Source organism: Enhydrobacter sp. (assembly GCA_025808875.1).
Taxonomy (GTDB): domain Bacteria; phylum Pseudomonadota; class Alphaproteobacteria; order Reyranellales; family Reyranellaceae; genus Reyranella.
Genome location: CP075528.1, coordinates 568,016 through 587,640, shown reverse-complemented (window position 1 = coordinate 587,640; position 19,625 = coordinate 568,016). Strand labels below are relative to the sequence as shown.

The 19,625-nt window shown below is 63.2% G+C and carries 19 protein-coding genes; 5 read left to right on the top strand and 14 right to left on the bottom strand.

From position 1 onward, the window contains the following. Positions 1–96: 96 nt before the first annotated feature. The 7 genes from KIT25_02840 to KIT25_02810 form a co-directional block, all read right to left on the bottom strand. Positions 97–570, bottom strand: coding sequence for a cytochrome c (locus KIT25_02840; protein ID UYN95897.1), 474 nt, complete (start codon positions 568–570; stop codon positions 97–99). A gap of 58 nt (positions 571–628) precedes the next feature. After that, the gene (locus tag KIT25_02835; GenBank protein UYN95896.1) at positions 629–892 is read right to left on the bottom strand and encodes a hypothetical protein; all 264 of its coding nucleotides are present in this window, start codon (positions 890–892) and stop codon (positions 629–631) included. Between the two features lie 20 nt (positions 893–912). Then, entirely contained in the window at positions 913–1,203 is a 291-nt protein-coding gene (locus KIT25_02830; GenBank protein ID UYN95895.1) for a copper-binding protein, read from the bottom strand. A 25-nt stretch (positions 1,204–1,228) separates the two neighbouring features. Then, positions 1,229–1,720, bottom strand: a complete 492-nt coding sequence (locus tag KIT25_02825; GenBank protein UYN95894.1) for a cupredoxin family protein — start codon at positions 1,718–1,720, stop codon at positions 1,229–1,231. A 21-nt stretch (positions 1,721–1,741) separates the two neighbouring features. Beyond that, positions 1,742–3,130 (bottom strand): copper oxidase, encoded by a 1,389-nt coding sequence (locus KIT25_02820; protein ID UYN95893.1) that lies wholly within the window; start codon positions 3,128–3,130, stop codon positions 1,742–1,744. Between the two features lie 13 nt (positions 3,131–3,143). Next, the gene (locus KIT25_02815) at positions 3,144–4,499 is read right to left on the bottom strand and encodes a TolC family protein (GenBank protein UYN95892.1); all 1,356 of its coding nucleotides are present in this window, start codon (positions 4,497–4,499) and stop codon (positions 3,144–3,146) included. A 937-nt stretch (positions 4,500–5,436) separates the two neighbouring features. Continuing rightward, a complete protein-coding gene (locus KIT25_02810; GenBank protein ID UYN95891.1) occupies positions 5,437–5,712 on the bottom strand; it encodes a metal-sensitive transcriptional regulator in 276 nt (91 codons plus the stop codon). Positions 5,713–5,739: 27 nt separating this feature from the next. Between KIT25_02810 and KIT25_02805 the strand changes: the two genes are divergently transcribed. The 5 genes from KIT25_02805 to KIT25_02785 all read left to right on the top strand — a co-directional run bounded on the left by KIT25_02805 (position 5,740) and on the right by KIT25_02785 (position 12,107). Further along, positions 5,740–8,115: a heavy metal translocating P-type ATPase gene (locus KIT25_02805; protein UYN95890.1), complete on the top strand. Its 2,376-nt coding sequence runs from the start codon at positions 5,740–5,742 to the stop codon at positions 8,113–8,115. A 95-nt stretch (positions 8,116–8,210) separates the two neighbouring features. Then, entirely contained in the window at positions 8,211–9,401 is a 1,191-nt protein-coding gene (locus KIT25_02800) for an adenylate/guanylate cyclase domain-containing protein (protein UYN95889.1), read from the top strand. A 424-nt stretch (positions 9,402–9,825) separates the two neighbouring features. Further along, positions 9,826–10,176: a transposase gene (locus KIT25_02795; protein UYN95888.1), complete on the top strand. Its 351-nt coding sequence runs from the start codon at positions 9,826–9,828 to the stop codon at positions 10,174–10,176. Next, complete coding sequence (locus KIT25_02790) at positions 10,125–10,973, top strand: IS3 family transposase (protein UYN97805.1); 849 nt, start codon at positions 10,125–10,127, stop codon at positions 10,971–10,973. Before KIT25_02795 ends, KIT25_02790 begins: the two co-directional genes overlap by 52 nt. A 225-nt stretch (positions 10,974–11,198) precedes the next feature. Continuing rightward, positions 11,199–12,107, top strand: coding sequence for a LysR family transcriptional regulator (locus KIT25_02785; GenBank protein ID UYN95887.1), 909 nt, complete (start codon positions 11,199–11,201; stop codon positions 12,105–12,107). Here KIT25_02785 and KIT25_02780 read toward each other — a convergent pair. Genes KIT25_02780 through KIT25_02750 form a run of 7 tightly spaced genes read right to left on the bottom strand, consistent with a single transcriptional unit; the run spans position 12,100 to position 19,615 of the window. Continuing rightward, positions 12,100–12,345: a DUF2274 domain-containing protein gene (locus KIT25_02780; protein UYN95886.1), complete on the bottom strand. Its 246-nt coding sequence runs from the start codon at positions 12,343–12,345 to the stop codon at positions 12,100–12,102. The genes KIT25_02785 and KIT25_02780 overlap by 8 nt on opposite strands. Before the next feature lie 10 nt (positions 12,346–12,355). Beyond that, entirely contained in the window at positions 12,356–13,525 is a 1,170-nt protein-coding gene (locus KIT25_02775; protein UYN95885.1) for a TrbI/VirB10 family protein, read from the bottom strand. Then, positions 13,522–14,469: a P-type conjugative transfer protein TrbG gene (gene trbG / locus KIT25_02770; GenBank protein ID UYN95884.1), complete on the bottom strand. Its 948-nt coding sequence runs from the start codon at positions 14,467–14,469 to the stop codon at positions 13,522–13,524. The genes KIT25_02775 and trbG overlap by 4 nt, the downstream gene beginning before the upstream one ends. After that, entirely contained in the window at positions 14,466–15,149 is a 684-nt protein-coding gene (locus tag KIT25_02765) for a conjugal transfer protein TrbF (GenBank protein ID UYN95883.1), read from the bottom strand. The genes trbG and KIT25_02765 overlap by 4 nt, the downstream gene beginning before the upstream one ends. Then, positions 15,149–16,402: a P-type conjugative transfer protein TrbL gene (gene trbL / locus KIT25_02760; protein UYN95882.1), complete on the bottom strand. Its 1,254-nt coding sequence runs from the start codon at positions 16,400–16,402 to the stop codon at positions 15,149–15,151. Before trbL ends, KIT25_02765 begins: the two co-directional genes overlap by 1 nt. Before the next feature lie 40 nt (positions 16,403–16,442). Continuing rightward, positions 16,443–17,180: a P-type conjugative transfer protein TrbJ gene (gene trbJ / locus KIT25_02755; GenBank protein ID UYN95881.1), complete on the bottom strand. Its 738-nt coding sequence runs from the start codon at positions 17,178–17,180 to the stop codon at positions 16,443–16,445. After that, the gene (locus KIT25_02750; GenBank protein ID UYN95880.1) at positions 17,177–19,615 is read right to left on the bottom strand and encodes a conjugal transfer protein TrbE; all 2,439 of its coding nucleotides are present in this window, start codon (positions 19,613–19,615) and stop codon (positions 17,177–17,179) included. Before KIT25_02750 ends, trbJ begins: the two co-directional genes overlap by 4 nt. Positions 19,616–19,625 lie beyond the last annotated feature (10 nt).

Sequence of the window (19,625 nt, the reverse complement as noted above, 5' to 3'; positions counted from 1 at the left end):
TGAAAGAGGCAATTCCTTAGTTGTCCTCATTGTCGAGCGTCATCTCCTGTTGAAATCCCGGTTGATCGAGCGACACCGTGATCTGCTAGGGCCCCATCACCGCGCAGCATTCTGACGACTCTGTCGGGCCCTGATATCGGGCGGCCACTGGCTCTTGATGTATGCCAGAATCGCAGCGATGTCCCTTTCGGAGAGAGTATTCCCGAAGGCGGGCATATCGGTCAGATACCCTTCAGGGTAGGCAGCGGGACCGAGTTGCGTTATCCGCATCAAAAATGCATCCGAATGGTGCCAAGTGTGCCCGGTTTCGTCGTGAGGCGGCGCCGGCAGGCGCCCATTCGGAAGGCGACGTTGCCAGTTCGGTTGCCCCTCCAGCGATGAGCCGTGACAGCTCGCGCATGCGGCGACATACAAACGTCTCCCCCGCTCGACCTGATTCGCATTTGCAGGGTCGATGCGAGGCACATCGCTCGCGAAGAGATAGAACGCTGTACCGACAGCAATCGCCACCAAGCCGACAGCCACCACGACGAGGGATGCTCGCTGAAGCCGCGGGAGTGCTGGCTTCATACCAGCGACACTCCGGCCCGCGGCTTTCCTCCGGAATCGACTGTGCCGCGACACGATCCTACCTGTCGTCGTCCGGACGCAACCGAGGTTGCGTCTGACAGGCGTTGCTCAAGCACAACACGTCAATCTCCTTGCGGCTTCCTTTGCAGGTCACGGTGTAGACCGTAATGGCGCCAGAAACTTCCGTGACAGCGATCTTTGCTGGCACGCAGTTGAGCCTGGCCAGCGTGGCCTGCAGTTCAGAATCGTCAGCACGCGCCGACGATTCCGCGCTCAAAACAGCTGTCGCTGCAAGACACAATAGCAACAGAACCCGCTTCATGGATTACTCTCGACGTCGCGTTAGTGTCCCTTGCCGATCTTGGTTACTGTGATCGCACCGTTGACGCGATCCGCCTCGAACTCGATCTTGTCGCCGGCCTTCACCTTGTCGAGCATCGAGGGATCGGCGACTCGGAACACCATGGTCATGGACTCCATGTCGAGATTCTTGATGGGACCATGCTTGAGGGTCATTTTGCCGGCCGGCTTGTCGACCTTCACGACTTCCGCCTTAACCATGTTGCCGTCCGCCAGCGCAGTCAGCGAAACCAGGGACAAGGCGAATGCACCGAATAGAGTCTTCTTCAACATTTGGTTCTCCTTGGGCGTGGACTAATTACTCGACGACGATGGTGCCGAACATGCCGGCTTGACGATGTCCGGGAATGAGGCAGGAGAAGTCGAACGTACCCGCCTTGGTGAACTGCCAGAGGATTTCGCCGGTTGCCTTCGGCTTCAGGCGCTTCGCATTGGGATCGTCATGCTCCATGTCGGGGTTCTTCTCCATGTCCTTCATGTGCTTGAGGTTTTCCTCGACCGTACCAACGACGAACTCGTGATCGATCGCCCCATTGTTGCGGAGCTGGAAACGTACCTGCTCGCCCTTCTTGAACTTCAGCTTGTCCGGCAGGAACAGCATCTTCCCGTCGTCCTCGCGAAACACGATCTGGACAATGCGGGCCGGCTTCTTCGGATCCCCCGGCTTGCCGTAGTCGGTGTCGTCCGCGTGGCTGTGTCCTTCGCCGGGTTTGTGCCCCGGAGCCGCCTGTGTCGTGACAGAGATCAGGCTGGCTGCGATTGCCACGGTAGTGAGACGCTTGAGCTTCATCGATACCTCCTTCAGTTGAGCCTACTTGTGAGAGCCGTGTGAGGTCGGCTTGACGACCTGAAGCGTGGCGCCAGGCTTGGCAGGAGGGACTGGCTTCGCCGCACGCGTCGTGGCGGGTGCAGGCCCCTTCCATTCATACGCAACGGTCCCGGGTGGATTCTGGTACCAGCCGGGATCCTTGTAGTCGCCGGAGGCCAGTCCCTCGCGCACTTTGACCACCGAGAACATGCCGCCCATCTCGACGGCGCCGAACTGCGCGAAACCGGTCATCATGGGCAGCGTATTGTCGGGCAGCGGCATCTCCATCTCGCCCATGTCCGCCATGCCGGCCGACCCCATGGCCATGTACTCCGGCACCATGCGTCGCATCTGTTTCGAGAACTGCTTCTTGTCGACGCCGATGAAGGTGCGGATGTCGTGGCCCATCGCGTTCATGGTGTGGTGCGATTTGTGGCAGTGAATGGCCCAATCGCCGGGATAGATTGCGTCGAACTCGTAGGCCCGCATTCCGCCCACGGGAATGTCGATCGTGACTTCGGGCCAGCGTGCCTCCGGTCGCACCCAGCCCCCATCGGTACATGTCACCTCGAAATCGTAGCCATGCATGTGGATCGGATGGTTGGTCATGGTGAGGTTGCCGACGCGCACCCGCACGCGGTCGCCCTTGGCGATCACCAACGGATCGATGCCGGGGAAGACGCGGCTGTTCCACGACCACATATTGAACGCGGTCATCTCCGCGACCTTTGGTACGTAATTGCCCGGATCGATGTCGTAGGCATTCAGCAGAAACACGAAGTCGCGGTCGACCCGGTGCAGCTTGGGATCGCGGGGATGGACAACGAAGAAGCCCATCATGCCCATCGCCATTTGCACCATCTCGTCGGCGTGAGGGTGGTACATGAAGGTACCGCTCTTCATGAGCTGATACTCGTAGACGAAGGTCTGTCCGGGCTTGATGTGCGGCTGGTTGAGCCCACCGACACCGTCCATGCCGCAGGGCAGGAGCTGGCCATGCCAGTGAATGGTCGTGTGCTCGGGCAACTTGTTGGTTACGAAGATGCGGACCTTGTCGCCTTCGACCGCCTCGATGGTCGGACCTGGACTCTGGCCGTTATAGCCCCACAACCGGGCGATCATGCCCGGTGCCATTTCGCGCTCGACCGGTTCGGCGACGAGATGGAACTCCTTCCAGTCCCCGTTTTGCCGCCATGGCAGGGTCCAGCCATTCAGGGTCACGACAGGCTGGTAGTCAGGTCCGCTCGTGGGATGAAGGGGCGGCTGCATGGTGTTGGTTGTGGTCGTCGGCGCTTCCGGGATCGATTGCGCCTGGACGCGGCCGCTGACGGCGGCAGCGCCAATCAGGGCGAGGCCCGAGGCCCCGACGAGATCGCGTCTGGAGAGGCTCATGTCTTTCTCCTTTCTAGAGTCCAAGAGGAATGGTTTCGGGTGGAGGCGTCGTGTTGATCACGCCGGACGGTGGCACGAGGCCGCCGACGATGAGAGCTGCCTGCAGGTCGGCGACTGCGAGATGGTAGTCACGCAGCGCATCGAGCGATGCCACGTTGGCGGTGATGCGTTCCCGCTCCTCGATGAGGAGCTCGAATACGTCGACCAGCATGCCGTTGTAGCGGAGCAACACCTCCGCCGAGATCTGCCGACGCAGTGGCAGGATGCGGGTCTGGTAGTAGCGGGCAATCTCGTGCGTCGCCCGGTAGGTTGTGTAAGCCACACGCGCTTCTGAGCGTGCGTTGACGGAGCGCTCGATCAGACGATTGATCGCCCGCATGTAGGTCTCCCGAGCCGCAGTAACCCGCGCTTCGCCCCTGTCGAAGATGGGGATGACGATGCCGAGGTCGAGGCCGTAGCGATTCTTGGTGGATCGTTCGCCCGCTTCGTTGCTCTCGGCCTCGTTCCGATAGCCGAGGCCGAGCTCGAGGAACGACATGTAGCGCGTCGCATCCACGAAACCGACCGACTTTGCCAGAGTCACGATCTCATAGCGCAGGATGATGAGATCGACCCGCCGCCGCATGGCTTCGACCTCGACATCTGCGAGCATGTCCGCCGCGGCAGGCAATGCGGGCAGTCGTGGCGGAAGCTTGTAGGCAAGATCGGAGCCCCAAAGACCAAGCATGCGGTTCAGGGCCTCGCGCGTTCCGGCAACGTGCAGTCGAGCCTGCGCTACCTGGGCGCTGAGGTCGGCGTAGAAGGCCGAGACCCGCGCCTGATCGAGCTTGTTGGCGGCGCCGGTCTCACCGAGCTGTCTCATCATTTGTGCGGATGCGTCGGCGGTTTGACGGGCCTGTTCGAGCAACGCCAGTCTCTGTTGCGCGGCTATGGCGCGGACATAGGCCCGGCGGACGTCTACGGTCAGGCTGAGCGTCGTCGCGACCGCGCGATAGCGCGCTTCCTCGAACTCGCGCTTGGCGATCTCCGTGCGCCGCGGCAACGTCGCAATGGCGAGCAGGTTGCCGACAAGCTGGAAGCCGATCTCGGCAAAGTTTCCTGGGCTTCCGAACGTGGAACCCAAGGTGAGTGCAGGATTGGGCGGCAAGCTCGTCTGGACATACTCCGCTTCGGAGATTCCGAGATCGTTGTACGCCGCCTGTAGCCCGCGATTATTGAGCAACGCGACCTGGACGGCGGTATCCTCGGTTAGGGGCTCTGCCAGGAGAGCCTGGACGCGCTCGCGGGCGCGGCGCAAGTCCTCCGGCGAGGACAGCTTGACGGCGTCGCGACCGGTTTCCTTGCGGACGCTGTCCGTGACCGGCGCCATGCCACCATCCTCCGTGAACTTTGCGCAGCCCGCGGCCAGGAGGCCGACGAGGACCACGGCTATTGATCTCGGGACGAGGTTCATTGGGACCGGGCGGCGCCGGGGGCGACGCGGTCATTGAGTTCCCGCCAGGGCTTCAGCCCGACGGGGGCATACGGAGCAGTGCCGGACATTACCGGCTGGTACGGCGCGACCACAGTGGGAGCATCGGGGCTGGATGCGTCGGCAGGAGACAACTCGGGCAAAGGCGAAGCGGAACAAGCAGCCACTCCAAGCGCGAGCATGGATGGAACCAGGAGTTTCATGGCAACTACCCAAACGAAATTGACGTGAACGCGAAGAAACAAGCATCGCGCCGAGCGGCGGCGAGCTTCTGGCGTTCGCGCAGGTCAGGTGTCTGGAACTATTGAGCCGGCGATAGACTCAAGACCGGACACGCGCCGAAGGCGCGAACGCGGTCAGACGAGTCTGGGAGGACGCTCGGAACGGTCGCCGCAGCAGCCCTCGAGCAAGTCGCTCAGCGGAAACAGAAGAAGCGACGCGGTAATGGGGCCAGGCAAAACGCCAATGACAGGCGTGGCCATGGCCGCATGGCAGGCGACCGTGCAGCAGTTTCCAGCGTGCTTCGTCGGAGCTCCGCTCGGGCAGGAGCTTCCGCCGTGATCGCCGAGCGCCTCAGGTGTTTCCGGGAGACTAGTCGCGGATACCGCGGGGTCTTCGTTCTGAGATTTCGGCAGGGATGCTTCGGCTTCGACTGGCGGACGCAATTCTGCGCCGACATGACCACCGTGGGCCGACGCGACGCCAGCGGTGACCACCCACGCCACAAGCGCAAGCAGAACTGCTTGTGCGAGTTTCCGAAAGGAAAGGGCGGCGGTCATGACGATATAGATGATCAGCGTTGGACGAGTTGTCAATCTACGGAATCGAGAGGTCGTCAGTGGCGACGACTGTCGAGCACTTCGAGGATCTCCTCGATCTTGTCCTTACGGTCCTTCTCCGATCCGGCGTGGAACGCATGGGCGACACAATGTTGAAGATGGTCACCGAGCGTCTCCTGCTCGACCTTGTTCAGAGCGGCACGAACCGCACGAAGCTGGTTCAGCACGTCGATACAGTAGCGCTCTTCCTCGATCATCCGGGCGATACCGCGCACCTGGCCTTCGATACGGCCGAGGCGGGCGAGTTGCGACTTCTTGATTTTACTGTCCATGCCTTGCACTATACCCCCGTACGGTATATGTTGGCAAGCATGAAACACGATTGCTGCAGCGGCGGACACGCCCATCATCACGATCATCCCTCTCACCAGCCCGGCGAGCCACAGACGGCGATAGATCCCGTCTGCGGCATGAAGGTAAAGATCGCCACGGCCAAACACACCGCCGAGCACGAGGGGCATACGCACTACTTCTGCAGTCCCAAGTGCCTGCAGAAGTTTACGGCCGAACCGGACCGGTACTTGAAGCCGGACAAAGCCGCACCGCAAGCACCTGTCGCGCCCGGCACCGTCTTCACCTGCCCCATGCATCCGGAAATCCAGCAGATCGGGCCGGGAAGCTGCCCGATCTGCGGCATGGCACTGGAGCCTGCGGAGGTCTCGCTCGACGACGGGCCGAACCACGAGCTGATCGACATGTCGCGGCGTATGTGGATTGGCCTCGCGCTGAGCCTGCCAGTGGTCGCGCTGGAAATGGGGGGACACCTCACGTCGCTGCATATGCTCCTCGGGCAGAAGACGTCGAACTGGATACAACTGCTGCTCGCCAGCCCGGTTGTGCTGTGGGCCGGCTGGCCGTTTTTCGTGCGCGGCTGGCAGTCGCTCGTAACCCGCAATCTCAATATGTTCACGCTGATCGCCATGGGCACTGGCGTGGCATGGGGCTACAGCGTCTTCGCCGTCCTCGCCCCTGGGCTGTTCCCTGCCGCCTTCCGAGGCGCCGACGGCTCGGTTGCCGTCTACTTCGAGGCCGCAGCGGTCATCACAGTTCTCGTTTTGCTGGGCCAAGTGCTCGAGTTGCGGGCGCGCGCTCAAACCTCGAGCGCGATCAAGGCCCTGCTCGACCTCGCTCCGAAAACGGCGCAGCGCCTGAAAGACGATGGGACGGACGAGATCGTATCGCTCGACCTGATCGCCGTTGGCGACCGCTTGCGCGTGAGGCCTGGCGAGAAGGTTCCTGTCGACGGAGAAGTCGTAAGCGGCCGATCGGCGATCGATGAATCGATGGTCACCGGTGAATCGATGCCCGTTACAAAGGAGACAGGCGGTCGGCTCATCGCCGGGACACTCAACACGACCGGTGGTCTTGTCATGCGTGCCGACAAGGTCGGGCGGGACACCATGCTGGCCCGCATCGTCCAGATGGTTGCAGATGCGCAGCGTAGCCGCGCACCGATCCAGAGGCTGGCTGATCAGGTCTCCGGCTACTTCGTCCCCGTTGTCATCGCCGTCGCGGTCGCCGCATTCGTCGCATGGTCCATCTTCGGGCCAGAACCGCGGTTCGCCTTCGGCCTGGTTGCAGCCGTTGCAGTCCTCATCATTGCCTGCCCGTGCGCATTGGGCCTCGCCACCCCCATGTCGATCATGGTTGGCGTCGGACGCGGCGCGCAGGCTGGCGTATTGATCAAGAATGCCGAGGCGCTGGAACGCATGGAGCGGATCGACACTTTGGTCGTCGACAAGACCGGCACTCTGACCGAGGGCAAGCCGAAGATTGTGGCGATCGTGCCGGCGGCAGATTTCACCGAAAACGCGGCGCTGGCGCTAGCCGCCAGTGTCGAGAAAGCCAGCGAGCATCCGCTCGCGTTGGCCATTGTCAATGAAGCCGCCGACCGGAAGCTGGCGTTGTCCGAGGTAAGTGACTTCGACTCGCCCACCGGCAAGGGCGTGACCGGCACCGTGAGTGGTCGCAAAATCGCCCTCGGAAATGCGAAATTCCTGGCAGAAGGGGGTGTCGACACCGCCAGCCTGGCGGCTGAAGCGGAACGCCTTCGGCATGAGGGAGCAACTGCAATCTTCCTCGCCGTCGATGGCAAGGCCGCGGCTATCTTCGCCATTGCCGATCCCGTGAAGCCAACGACGCTTGAGGCGGTGCGAGCACTAACGGCCGAGAAGATCCGCATCGTCATGCTGACCGGAGACAACCGCACGACGGCAGAAGCCGTGGCACGCCGCCTCGGCATTACCGAAGTCGAAGCGGACGTACTTCCTGAACAGAAAAGCGCAGTGGTCGAGAGGTTGCGTGCCGAAGGTCGCGTCGTTGCCATGGCGGGCGATGGAGTGAACGATGCGCCGGCACTGGTGGCGGCCGACGTAGGTATCGCCATGGGCACTGGCACAGACGTGGCAATCGAGAGTGCGGGTGTGACCCTGCTCAAGGGCGATCTGATGGGCATCGTGCGTGCCCGTCGACTGTCCGAAGCAACGATGCGAAATATCCGCCAAAATCTGTTCTTCGCCTTCATCTATAATGCGGCAGGTGTACCGATCGCGGCAGGGCTGCTTTACCCGGCATTCGGCATTCTTCTCTCGCCAATCATTGCAGCGGCGGCGATGGCACTGTCCTCGTTCAGCGTCATTGCCAACGCGCTGAGGCTCAGAGCATTGCGATTCTAATGGTAGCGGCCAACCCCGCCAGGAACGAAATTGGCCTCTCCCTTAAGGAGCGTCGGTGGCGACGCGAGAGGCGCTCCGCCTGGTTGCGGCTACTCGTGCTTGGTGTCCTGGTACTCAATCTCTTGGCAAGCGGACATGGCGACAGTGTGCTCGTCCATGGTCAAGTGATTGCAGGCTACAGTGTGGCGACAATTGTCGCGCTCATACTTGCTTTGACACGCCGCGGCCCAGCATGGTCGACGACCGCATTCGTTGTTGTAGATGCGCTGCTGGTCGTGGCCCTGTTCCACGAGCATCTTTTCGCTCCCGGCCAAGACTTCGACCACAGTCTGACAGCGCCCACTCTGGCAGTCGGATTCTTGCTGCTGACTCACGCGGCATTGCGGCTGAAGCCTGGTCTCGTCGTCCTCTTTTCTGCCGTAGTGCTCATAGGCTGGCTATTGCTGCTCGCGATCACGCTTGTCATTCATGCGAAATTGCACCCGATGGCCCACAGCGAGTGGTCGACGTTTGGCGTCGAGGGGGCGCTCGCTGCTGCGTTCACTTTCGCGGGCTTCGTCTGCTACCTTCTGACAAAGGAGCACAACGTAGCGCTCGCCGAAGCGTTAGGGAGCGAAGGCCGGCGCCGAATGTTGGCCAGGTTTTTTTCGCCAAGCCTTGTCGCCGAGTTGCAGAGCAACGATGCCGCTCTTGCGCTTACTCGCAGGAGGGCAGCCATAATGTTTGTCGATCTCCGCTCTTTCACTCGGTTGACTGAAGCCTCCGAGCCCGAAGCGATGGCCGCGCTTCTGTCAGAGTATCGGCAAGTTGTGACGGAGGCCGTGTTCGAGTGTGGCGGCACCGTTGACAAATTTATCGGGGACGGCGTGATGGCGGTGTTTGGTCATCCGAAAACATCGCTGGACGATTCAGCGAGAGCAGTGAAGTGCGGTTTGGCTTTGAGCAGCTCACTTGAGCAGTGGAGGAAGGCGCGTCTAAGCAAAGGGAGTGCCGCTCTCAAGGCAGGAATTGGGCTACATGTCGGGTCCGTCATCGGCGGCGTACTCGAAAGCGGAACTCACGCGGAGTTCACCGTGTTTGGCGATGCCGTCAATGTGGCCGAGCGACTCGAACGCCTCTGCCGCTCTCTTGATGCATCTTTGGTCGTTTCAGAGCGTTTGCTAATCGAGGCCCCGAGTTTTCGGGATGGAATCGATTGGCGATGGAAAGACGCGGCGCTCGACGGCAGGCACGAGAAATTGCGGATCGCCTTCCTTTCCCAAGCCGACGGGTATTCGACGGCCTGACTTTGGTCGAGCACCTAAGTGTACCTCGCCTCCATGCGGAGATCTCCGAGAGGATCAACCCGTCGTTTCTAGGGCATCGAACCTCCAATCAGGCGCATATTCGCCATTGCCGATACCGTGTAGCCAACGTCACCCGAGGGGATTCGCGCCCTCACCGGTCGCGATATGCCGTGTGGCTCCTTCGCTCATCGGCGCCGCTGTCGTGCGGGGTAGAGTCCCGCCAGGACCACTCCCGATAGCGTTCCGAAGCCTGCGGACCCGCCGATGACTGACGCGATTAAGGCTTCGCCGTCCGAGCAAGGCAAGTGGAGGTGCAATCAACTGGCTCCAAAAGTGAACAGCCACGTGGAGTGCGCCCCTGAGGCTGGACAGGTCGGGGCCTCAGGATTGACCCGTGAGCGAGGCTTTCGAAGGATGGAAGCCAATGCCCAGACACCGTTCCCACAGTATCGAGTTCAAGCGCCAGGTGGCGCAGGAATTCATCGGCGGCGAGACCCTTCATGGACTTGCCAAGCGCCACGACATCGCCCGGAACCTGATCCGGATCTGGGTCACCAAGTACGAGGCCGGCGCCTTTGACGACGACGCCAAGGCCGCCGAGCTGCTTCAGGAACAGGAGGCCCGGATCGCCGCCCTCGAACGGCTGGTCGGTCGCCAGGCGCTCGAGCTCGAGTTTCTAAAAAAGGAGATGCGCTCCGCTCGCTCGACGAGAAGCGCGACTACATCCGTGATCACCGGCCCGCCGGCATCTCTGTCGCGCAAGGATGCCGACTGATGGGGATCTCACGCTCCAGCTTCTATGCGCTGGCTGCCGACAGGCCGGACGACGGGAAGATCGTTGGCGAGATGCAGGCAATCGCCGACGAATTCGAGGCCTACGGCTATCGTCGGATGACTGCGGAACTGCGCCATCGTGGATTGGTAGTGAATGCCAAGAAGGTCCGCCGCCTGATGCGCGAAAACAACCTGAATCCACGGCACCGGCGGCGATACGTGGCGACGACCGACAGCGATCATGACCATCCGATCTTTCCCAACCGCGCCAGGAAGCTGGTGCCGGACGGCCCGAACCAGCTCTGGGTCGCAGACATCACGTATGTCGCGATAGAGGTCGGCTTCGTCTATGTCGCGATCATCCTGGATGCTTGGTCGCGCAAGGTCGTGGGCTATGCGATAAGCCGATCAATTGACGCCAGGCTGGCGATCGCAGCCCTCAAGATCGCCATCGCTCGCCGTCGACCGCCGCGCGGATGCATTCACCATTCCGATCGCGGCTCGCAATACGCTGCCGAGGCCTACCGGAAGATCCTGGCTCGCCACGGCTTGATCGGTTCGATGGGACGCCGCGGTAATCCCTACGACAATGCCAAAGCCGAAAGCTTCATGAAGACGTTGAAGGTCGAGACCGTTTACTTGATGGCCTACGAGACCTTCGACGACGTCGCAACCGACGTTCCGCGTTTCATTGAGGAGGTCTATAACGCCCGACGATTGCACTCCGCACTCGGCTACGTCAGCCCGAACCACTTTGAGGATCAACACGCCCCGTCCACGGTCAAAACTGCCGCCTGATCTTGTCCAGCACCAAGGGCGCACTCCAACGTGCATGCAAAGATGACCGTGCTCATGTCCGTAGTTGCCGAACTCTGCGGACGCTTGCCAGCGACGAATCTGCCGAGATTGCAAAAATGTGTGCTGATGGAAATCACCGCGCCAGGATTCACCGAGTAAGAGGAGCTACCGATACGCACTGGGAGCCTCTTACTCAAATCCTGCAACTACACACATGGTCGGAATATGAGTCTCGATCTTGGTTCGCTCCGCAGCGTTATCGCTGCTGCCGAGCACGGGAGCTTCCGACAAGCTGCGGCGGCTCTCAACCTCAAACAATCGGCATTGAGCCGTCGCGTTCGCCACCTTGAAGATCAAGTCGGCGTTTCGCTATTCGAGCGCTCCAGTGGAGGAGTGCACCTTACCCCGGCTGGCGCGAGCATGGCACAAGCGGCCCGCCGTCTGTTCGAAGAAATAGACGACATGATCAAGGCTTCGCAGTTGGCCGATCGTGGGGAAGCCGGTGTATTCAAAGTAGGCTTCGGGACGGCTGTATCTGCCAGCAAGGTACGCTCGGTCTTGGCAGATCACATCAGGTCATTTCCCGAAGTCGCCATGCAGGTTACCGAACGATCTCCGGCTCAGCTCATAACGGCACTCGGATCGGGAGATGTGGACATCGCCATCATGGTCGGCGAGGCACGGCAACATAGCGGACCTTCGATGTCTTTGTGGTCAGAGCGCATTGTTGCGGCCCTGTCTTCGCGGCACCCGCTCTCCAACAGCGAGGTCATCGATTGGAGTGATCTCAAAGACGAGACATTTCTTCTAAGCCAATGGGATCCGGGTCTTGATCTTCGCAACCTGATCCTCAGGAAACTCGCAGCGCCGGGTGATACCCCCAGGATCGAGACCTGGGACGCCAGCAATGAGAAGGTTCTCGGGATGGTGGAAGCAGGACTTCATGTCAGCGTTCATTTCGAGTCATGGACCAGTCTTGCCTATACCGGCGTCCGCTTTCGCGAAATTCGCGATGCGTCGGGTCCGAGCCACATCACGTTCTCGGCGTGCTGGGAGGAGCAGAACCGAAACCCTGCGCTCGCCCGGTTTCTGGACACGCTCCGACAAACACACCATCCAACCACCCTCACCTAGCGTCCACTTTCTGCGCCGAAACTTTTGCCGAACGCCGCGCTTTGGCAAAGGCTCGATCAGCCGACATGAACCGGGCTAACATCGGCCCTACGAGCTTTGCGGGATCAATCGTTTGATCTGTTTCGCGACCAAGCGCCTCCGCGTAGACAGTGAGATCGCGGTGGATCGCCGCCGGCAAGTCCACCGTCAGCTTTACAGGCTTCTCGTCCAGGATGGCGCCGAGCTTGAGCTTGGACATGACGTTTCTCCTATCCTCGATAAGGCTGAATCACGAGATCGCGCGTCACGATCACCCGGACCGGATAACCAGGACGGATGGTCAGGGTCGGCTGGATGTTGAGGTTGCGCCGCACCACTTGCTGCCCGGCCTGATTCAGCGTGTCGCCCGCACCACGGCGCAAGGCACGGACGATATTGCTGTCGTTCTGGTCCGAGCCCAGTTCGGTGCCGACCGCCAGGATGGTGGAAAGAAGGGCGGCCTTGAACAAGGATCCCCAGTGGTGGTCGACACCGTCTTCCAGACCGGCCTGCCCGCTGGAATCGGCCCCGGGCTGTTGTTCGAGCACGATCGAATAGCCATTGGGCAAGATCAACCGTGTCCAGACCAGAAGGAGTCGCGACTGCCCGAAGGCAACCTGGCTGTCGTAGACGCCGATCAGCCGTGCCCCTTGAGGAATCAGCAACGCACCACCAGTTGGCGTGTCATAGACGTTCTCTGTCACCTGCGCGGTGATCTGTCCCGGCAGGTCTGATCGAAGGCCGGTGACGAGGGCCGCGGGAATGACGGCGCCAGCCTGCAGCACAAACGGTGAAGCGGGCCGCACCAGACGATCGGGACTCGTCGTCTTCCGATCGACAGGCGCATTCATGAAGGCGAGCTTGCGGTCCTGTCCATTCTGGATCGAGGCTTCATCTGTCGCCGACGCCGCTGCCGAAATTGATGGCTGAGATGGGGGAATACTTGCGGCACCAGGCTGCGTCTGGCGATTGCCGGGAGCGAACAGGCGGCTGACGCGCGCGGCTTCCGCCTCCTGAGCCCGGCGCTGTTGCTCGGCGTCGGACGATGAGGAGGTGGGCTGACCTTGGGCTGCCACGATCGGCCGGCCGAGGTCGCCCGGCAGCGGCGGTCCGAGAGGGGGGACATCCCGAGGAACGCCGGTGTAGTCGCGCGGCAGCGCCGACAGACCGTCAGCCACGCGCGGCCGGTCGGTGGTGTAGAGTTCTTGCGGCGCGACGCCACGCAGCCGGTTGCTCTGCAAAGCCCACAGCACAGCGCCGCAGACCAGGATCAGGCCCAGCGCCGTTCCGCCAATCAGCACAGTGCGCGACAGACGAGTGACACGAGGGCCCTCCGAACGAAGCCTAAAGGGCTGAGCGGTCGTCGATTGTGTGGAATCCGACAGCGACTGATCGGTCATCGTTGCGGCCTTCCGTCCGTGCGCACGATCCGGACGATCGACTGGCTCTCGCCGCCCAGTCGCAATTCGGCCGCGGCAAACAGGCGGTCGACGATCAGGACGTTGGCGTATGCACGGGAGTTGACGAGCTCCGGCTTGCCGTCCGCGCCGACGACGAAGAGAGGCGGCATCTCGCCCTGCACGATGCCGGGCGAGAACTCGACATAGGCCTTGCGCCCATCGTCGTAGGCATTGACCGGACGCCAGGGCGGCTTGTCACCCTCGATCGAGTATCGGTACCGGCGCTGGGCGATCTCAGGGAGAACCGGCACCGGCGGCAGAGCGCGAAGGCTCTTGCCTCGGCTCTCCGGGTAGAACCAGGCGACCGATGGCATGTAAGGCCGCTCGTGAGCTCGCAACTCAATGAGATAGGTGCGCCGGTCGGTGTTCACCACAAGGTTGGTCTCGATGGCAGGCCGGGTCGGCTTGACCAGGATATGGACCCGACGCGTATCGCCGTTACCGCTCTCCGTGTCGCCAATGATCCAGCGTACCGTGTCGCCGGCCGCCACCGGACCTGAGCCGGTCAGTTGTTCGCCGGGCTCCAGAGCGATATCGGTGACCTGTCCCGGCGCGACGTAGACCTGATAGAGGGCGCCCGGGCTGTACGGAAACACCTGCACGGCGTTGAAGTAGCCCTCGCGGCGTGGCTCAACCCGCGCGGCGCCATTGGCAGCCTCGACGCGCGCCACCGGATCTCTCGCATCGCCGGGTCCTCCGCGCGCCGGCGTCCAGGCCGGTGGAACGTGCAGAGGCCGCGGCGGCGGATCCTCGGCAGGCGCGGAGAACACCGGAAGCGGCGGCACGCTCTCGTCGTAACTGATCTGCGGCGGCTTGGTGGACGCGCATCCGGTGATCGCCAGCAGGGAGGCGAAGATGGCTGGCCGCACGCTGCGGTACCTCATTGTGCGAGCTCCTTCGACCAGCTGATGGCGTTGACGAAAACCCCGAGCGGATTCTTGCGCAGGCGATCGGCGTCGCGCGGCGTCTCGATCACGATGGTCAGGATGGCGGTCCAGCGCTCGGTGGCGGCGAGCTGGCCGCTTTCGTAGCGTCGCTCGGTCCAGGCCACCCGGAAGCTGTCCGGCGATGCCCTGATGACACTCGAGACCTCGACGGAGACCTGCATCTTGCCGAGGCTGGCGAAAGGATCGGCGCGGCGGGCATAGTCGTTCAAGGCTGCGGCGCCGCGATCCGTCGTGAACTCGTACGCCCGCAGCCAGCCCTGGCGCAGCACGACCGCGTCGGATGGCAGGCCGCGCACGTCCTCGATGAAACGCGCAAGATGAAAGGCGATCTGTGGATCGGTCGGCCGATAGGAGGCGTCGGCCGGCGCGATCGCCTGCGCCTGGCCGAGCCTGTCAACCTGGACAACCCAGGGCGTGATCGTCCCTCGGGTGGCTTGCCAGACGAGTGCTGTTGCCAGACCGGCCGACAGCACGAGGCAGCCGAACGCCATCAAGCGCCAGTTCCTGGCCTGCACGCGCGCGGAACCGATCCTGTCGTCCCAGACCTGCGCGGCCTTCTGGTAGGGCGTCTCCGGCACAGGTGTGTGGCCGTAACGAACGGACGAACGCTTGAACATCAATGGTTCCCTTCAGAAAGGTCGATGGAGGCGCCGCCACCGCCGTGATCGCCGGACCGGACGGCGTGGGTTGCGGCGGAAGCGCCGTGGCTTGCGGCCTGGCTCCGCCTCATGCGCCGCGCCCAGGCGGGCGGTGCGTCCGGCGGAGCCGCCGCAGCGCCGGTCTCGGCACCGCCGGCAGCGGTGCGCCCGCCGGCTGCGAAGCTGCTCGAAACGCTTTCGGCCGCCCGGCGGAGCGGGCTGGTCGCGGCGGATGCGCCCGACGCGGTCACGCCGGAAAGACCGCCGGCGCGGTAGGCAGTCGCGGCGCCACCTGCCAGGGCGGCAGTTCCCCGGGCGGCCCCGCCCGCGGCACCGCCCAGCGCGCTCGCACCGCCGGTGGCGAGGGCCCCGCCTGCGGCGGCAAGCCCACCGGCCGCCAGCCCGGCACCCACCGCCGCACCGGCCCCCAGCTGGGGTCCGCCCGAGACGATGCCGTTGGCGATGCCGGGCCCGAAGATGCCGAGGCCCAGCAGGGCCAGGGAGGCCAGCACCAGCGCCATGGCGTCCTCGATGGAGGGCTGGGCACCAGTGCCCGAGGTGAACTGAGAGAAGAGCGTCGAGCCGATCCCGACGATGACCGCCAACACCAGCACCTTCACGCCGGAGGACACCACGTTGCCCAGAACGCGCTCAGCCAGAAAGGCCGTCTTGCTGAAGAGGCCGAAGGGAATCAGCACGAAACCGGCGAGCGTCGTCAGCTTGAACTCGATCAGGGTGATGAAGAGCTGGACGGCAAGAATGAAGAAGGCGAGCAGCACCACAATCCAGGCGAACAGCAGCACCACGATCTGGATGAAGTTCTCGAAGAAGCTGATGTAGCCCATCAGTCCCGAAATCGACTCCAGGAGGGGCCGTCCGGCATCGAGACCGACCTGGGCAACCCGCCCCGGTCGCAGAAAATCCGCCGCCGACAGGCCGGTGCCGGAAGCCTTCAGGCCAAGGCCGGCGAAGCTCTCGAACACGATGCGGGAGAGACTGTTCCAATTACCGATGAGGTAGGCGAAGACACCGATGAACAGGGTCTTCTTGACGAGGCGGGCGATGACATCCTCGTCCCGGCCCCACGCCCAGAACAGCGCGGCCAGCGTCAGGTCGATGGCGGCGAGGGTGGCGGCCAGGAAGCCCACTTCGCTGCCCAGCAGCCCGAAGCCGCTGTCGATGTAGCTGGTAAAGACTTCGAGGAACCGGTCGATAACGCCTGTGCCGCCCATCGGCCTTCACTCCGTTCCTCTTGGACACGTGGCGGCGGGCTTATTCATGGAACATGCGGACGGTGGACGGCTGATAGCCCGTGTTGGGCGCGAGGAAGCGGCGAAGCTGCTCCCTCGCCTGGTCCTGGGCGGCCACGCGCGCGGCCGCCTCGAGGCTCTGGGCCCTCCCCTGCGCAGCGACCGTCGCCGTGAGATCGGCAAGCTGCTGCGCCTGGAGAGCCACGAGCTGGTTACCGGCCTGCGCCGCCTCCAGCGCCCCTGCCGCGCCCTGGCTGGCATCGATCAAGGCGGACATCTCGGAGCGGTTGGTGTCGAGATTACCGACCACCGTCGCCTGAATGCGCAAAGCATCCTGCAGGCCCGCCACGGAATTCTGCCAACGCGTCTGCGCATTGGCGATCAGCGATTGGGCCGACTGATTCGCCGATGCCGGCGCATAGGTCGTCGAAAAGGCCCGATCGATCTGCTGGACATCGTAGGCGATGTTCTGCGCCTGACCCAGAAGTTGCCTGGTCCGACCGATCGACTGCTGAAGCTGCTGCAGGGAGGAGTATGGCAGGCTCGTGAGATGACGCGCCTGGTTGATCAGCATCTGCGCTTCATTTTGGAGCGACAGGATCTGATTGTTGACCTGCTCGAGCGTGCGCGCCGCGGTCAGCAGGTTCTGCGAATAATTGGTGGGATCGAACACGTGCATCTGCGCCGAAGCCGGGAGCGCACTGCCGGAGAGGGCGAGAATGGCTGCGAGCGCAACGCCGTAACCACGGATAGAAGTCATGACGATTCTCCTGTGCTGAGGTCGGGGATGAGATCGGCAGCCCACGGCACGCCGCGCGCCTGCAGCCAGCCGGCCAGGAAAAACTTGCGGCCGTGCTCGCCCAGAACGCGTTCGATGAGCGCCTGGTCGGACTTCGACGACGCTGCCGTGAGGGCAAGCGTGACCTCGCCAAGGCCGAGTTCGAACAGGCGATTGCCGCGGCGGGACTGGCAGTAGTAGTCACGCTTGGGCGTCGCCCGGGCGAGAATCTCGATCTGGCGGTCATTGAGACCGAAGCGGCGATAGATCTCGGTGATCTGCGGCTCGATCGCCCGCTCGTTCGGCAGGAAGAGACGAGTCGGACAGCTCTCGATGATGGCCGGCGCGATGGCAGAGCCGTCGATGTCCGAGAGCGACTGAGTCGCGAAGACGACGGAGGCGTTCTTCTTGCGCAAGGTCTTCAGCCATTCTCGCAGCTGGCTGGCAAATCCTTCGTCGTCCAGGGCGAGCCAGCCCTCGTCGACGACCATCAAGGTCGGGCTGCCGTCCAGACGCGCCTCGATCCGATGGAAGAGATAGGCGAGCACGGCAGCCGCGGCGCCAGTGCCGATCAGCCCCTCGGTCTCGAAGACCTGCACCGACGTACTGCTGAGCCGTTCGGCCTCGGCGTCCAGCAAACGGCCATAGGCGCCTCCCAGGCAGTAGGGCTGGAGGGCCCGCTTGAGGGCGGCCGACTGCAACAGGACCGACAGGCCCGTCAGGGTGCGCTCTTCCAGCGGTGCGGAGGCCAGCGACCCGAGAGCCGACCATAGATGGTCCTTCACCTCGGGCGTGAGGACGATCTTCTCGCGGGCCAGGAGAGCTGCAATCCAGTCAGTGGCCCAGCCCCGCTCCGCGACATCGTCGATGCCGGCCAGCGGCTGGAGGGCAACGGGCTCCCTCTCCTCTTCGCCGAGCGCGCTTCCGAGGTCGTGCCAATCCCCACCCATCGCGAGCGCCGCGGCGCGGATGGAACCGCCGAAGTCGAAGGCGAATACCTGCGCCTTGTCGTAGCGCCGGAACTGCAACGCCATGAGGGCCAGCAGCACGGACTTGCCCGAGCCCGTCGGGCCGACAACGAGCGTATGGCCGACATCTCCGACATGCAGGGAGAACCGGAACGGCGTTGCCCCCTCGGTCCTGCCGAAGAACAGCGGCGGCGCATCGAGGTGCTCATTCGTCGAAGGACCGGCCCAGACCGCCGACAGTGGGATCATGTGCGCCAGGTTGAGCGTCGAGACCGGCGGCTGTCGCACGTTGGCGTAGGCATGCCCGGGAAGGGAACCAAGCCAGGCATCGACGGCATTGACCCTCTCCACCATGCAGGTGAAGTCGCGGCCCTGGATCACCTTCTCGACGAGACGCAGCCGTTCGTCGGCAACGCGGGGATCCTCATCCCAGACCGTGACGGTCACCGTGCAGTAGGCGGCGCCGACCGCGTCCGAGCCGAGCTCCTGGAGCGCCGCATCGGCGTCGATGGCCTTATTGTGCGCATCGGTGTCGACGAGCGTCGATGCCTCGTTGGTCATGACCTCCTTGAGGATAGCCGCGATGGACTTCCTCTTGGCGAACCACTGACGGCGTATGCGCGTCAGCAGCCGGGTGGCGTCGGTCTTGTCGAGGAGGATCGCCCGCGTCGACCAGCGGTAAGCGAAGGCCAGACGATTGAGTTCGTCGAGCAGCCCCGGCGTGGTGGTTCCCGGGAAGCCCACGATCGTGAGCACCCGCAGATGGCAGTCGCCGAGCTTCGGCTCCAGACCGCCCGTCAGGGGCCGGTCGGCCAGCAGTCCGTCGAGGTACATGGGCACCTCCGGCACGCGCACGCGCTGGCGTCGAGTGGAAATGCAGGAATGGAGATAGGTCAGGGTCTCCCCGTCGTCGAGCCAGTGGCACTCGGGCATGAAGCCGTCGAGGAGCTGCAGCACCCGTTCGGTGCGATCGGTGAACCCGGCCAGAATCTCACGGCCATCCGCTCCCGCGGCGCGGCTGCGGCCTTCATAGAGAAAGCGCTCGGCACCGGCAGATTCCCAGGCCGGCGGCAGATACAGAAAGGTCAGGTAATAGGCCGACTCGTAATGCGCCCCCTGCTCCTCGAACGCGGCCTTGCGCTCGGCGTCGACCAGCGCCGACGCCGCGTCCGGAAACCGTCCCGCCGGGTAGACACTGGCAGGCAGCCGCTGGGCCTCGACGAAGAGGGCCCAACCCGATCCAAGACGACGGAGGACGTTGTTCAGCCGTCCAGCGACGCCGACGAGTTCCGCCGGCACTGCCGAGTCGAGATCGGGGCCGCGGAAACGCGCGGTCCGCTGGAACGAGCCGTCCTTGTTCAGGACGATGCCGGAAGCGACGAGCGCTGCCCAAGGCAGAAAATCGGCAAGGCGGGTGGCCGAGTTCCGGTATTCGGCGAGATTCATCATTAAAGCCCCC

Excerpts from the sequence above, each read along its gene's own strand:
- KIT25_02840 (UYN95897.1), bottom strand. The coding sequence starts at position 570 with ATGAAGCCAGCACTCCCGCGGCTTCAGCGAGCATCCCTCGTCGTGGTG.
- KIT25_02835 (UYN95896.1), bottom strand. The coding sequence starts at position 892 with ATGAAGCGGGTTCTGTTGCTATTGTGTCTTGCAGCGACAGCTGTTTTG.
- KIT25_02830 (UYN95895.1), bottom strand. The coding sequence starts at position 1,203 with ATGTTGAAGAAGACTCTATTCGGTGCATTCGCCTTGTCCCTGGTTTCG.
- KIT25_02825 (UYN95894.1), bottom strand. The coding sequence starts at position 1,720 with ATGAAGCTCAAGCGTCTCACTACCGTGGCAATCGCAGCCAGCCTGATC.
- KIT25_02820 (UYN95893.1), bottom strand. The coding sequence starts at position 3,130 with ATGAGCCTCTCCAGACGCGATCTCGTCGGGGCCTCGGGCCTCGCCCTG.
- KIT25_02815 (UYN95892.1), bottom strand. The coding sequence starts at position 4,499 with ATGGCGCCGGTCACGGACAGCGTCCGCAAGGAAACCGGTCGCGACGCC.
- KIT25_02810 (UYN95891.1), bottom strand. The coding sequence starts at position 5,712 with ATGGACAGTAAAATCAAGAAGTCGCAACTCGCCCGCCTCGGCCGTATC.
- KIT25_02805 (UYN95890.1), top strand. The coding sequence starts at position 5,740 with ATGTTGGCAAGCATGAAACACGATTGCTGCAGCGGCGGACACGCCCAT.
- KIT25_02795 (UYN95888.1), top strand. The coding sequence starts at position 9,826 with ATGCCCAGACACCGTTCCCACAGTATCGAGTTCAAGCGCCAGGTGGCG.
- KIT25_02785 (UYN95887.1), top strand. The coding sequence starts at position 11,199 with ATGAGTCTCGATCTTGGTTCGCTCCGCAGCGTTATCGCTGCTGCCGAG.
- KIT25_02780 (UYN95886.1), bottom strand. The coding sequence starts at position 12,345 with ATGTCCAAGCTCAAGCTCGGCGCCATCCTGGACGAGAAGCCTGTAAAG.
- KIT25_02775 (UYN95885.1), bottom strand. The coding sequence starts at position 13,525 with ATGACCGATCAGTCGCTGTCGGATTCCACACAATCGACGACCGCTCAG.
- trbG (UYN95884.1), bottom strand. The coding sequence starts at position 14,469 with ATGAGGTACCGCAGCGTGCGGCCAGCCATCTTCGCCTCCCTGCTGGCG.
- KIT25_02765 (UYN95883.1), bottom strand. The coding sequence starts at position 15,149 with ATGTTCAAGCGTTCGTCCGTTCGTTACGGCCACACACCTGTGCCGGAG.
- trbL (UYN95882.1), bottom strand. The coding sequence starts at position 16,402 with ATGGGCGGCACAGGCGTTATCGACCGGTTCCTCGAAGTCTTTACCAGC.
- trbJ (UYN95881.1), bottom strand. The coding sequence starts at position 17,180 with ATGACTTCTATCCGTGGTTACGGCGTTGCGCTCGCAGCCATTCTCGCC.
- KIT25_02750 (UYN95880.1), bottom strand. The coding sequence starts at position 19,615 with ATGATGAATCTCGCCGAATACCGGAACTCGGCCACCCGCCTTGCCGAT.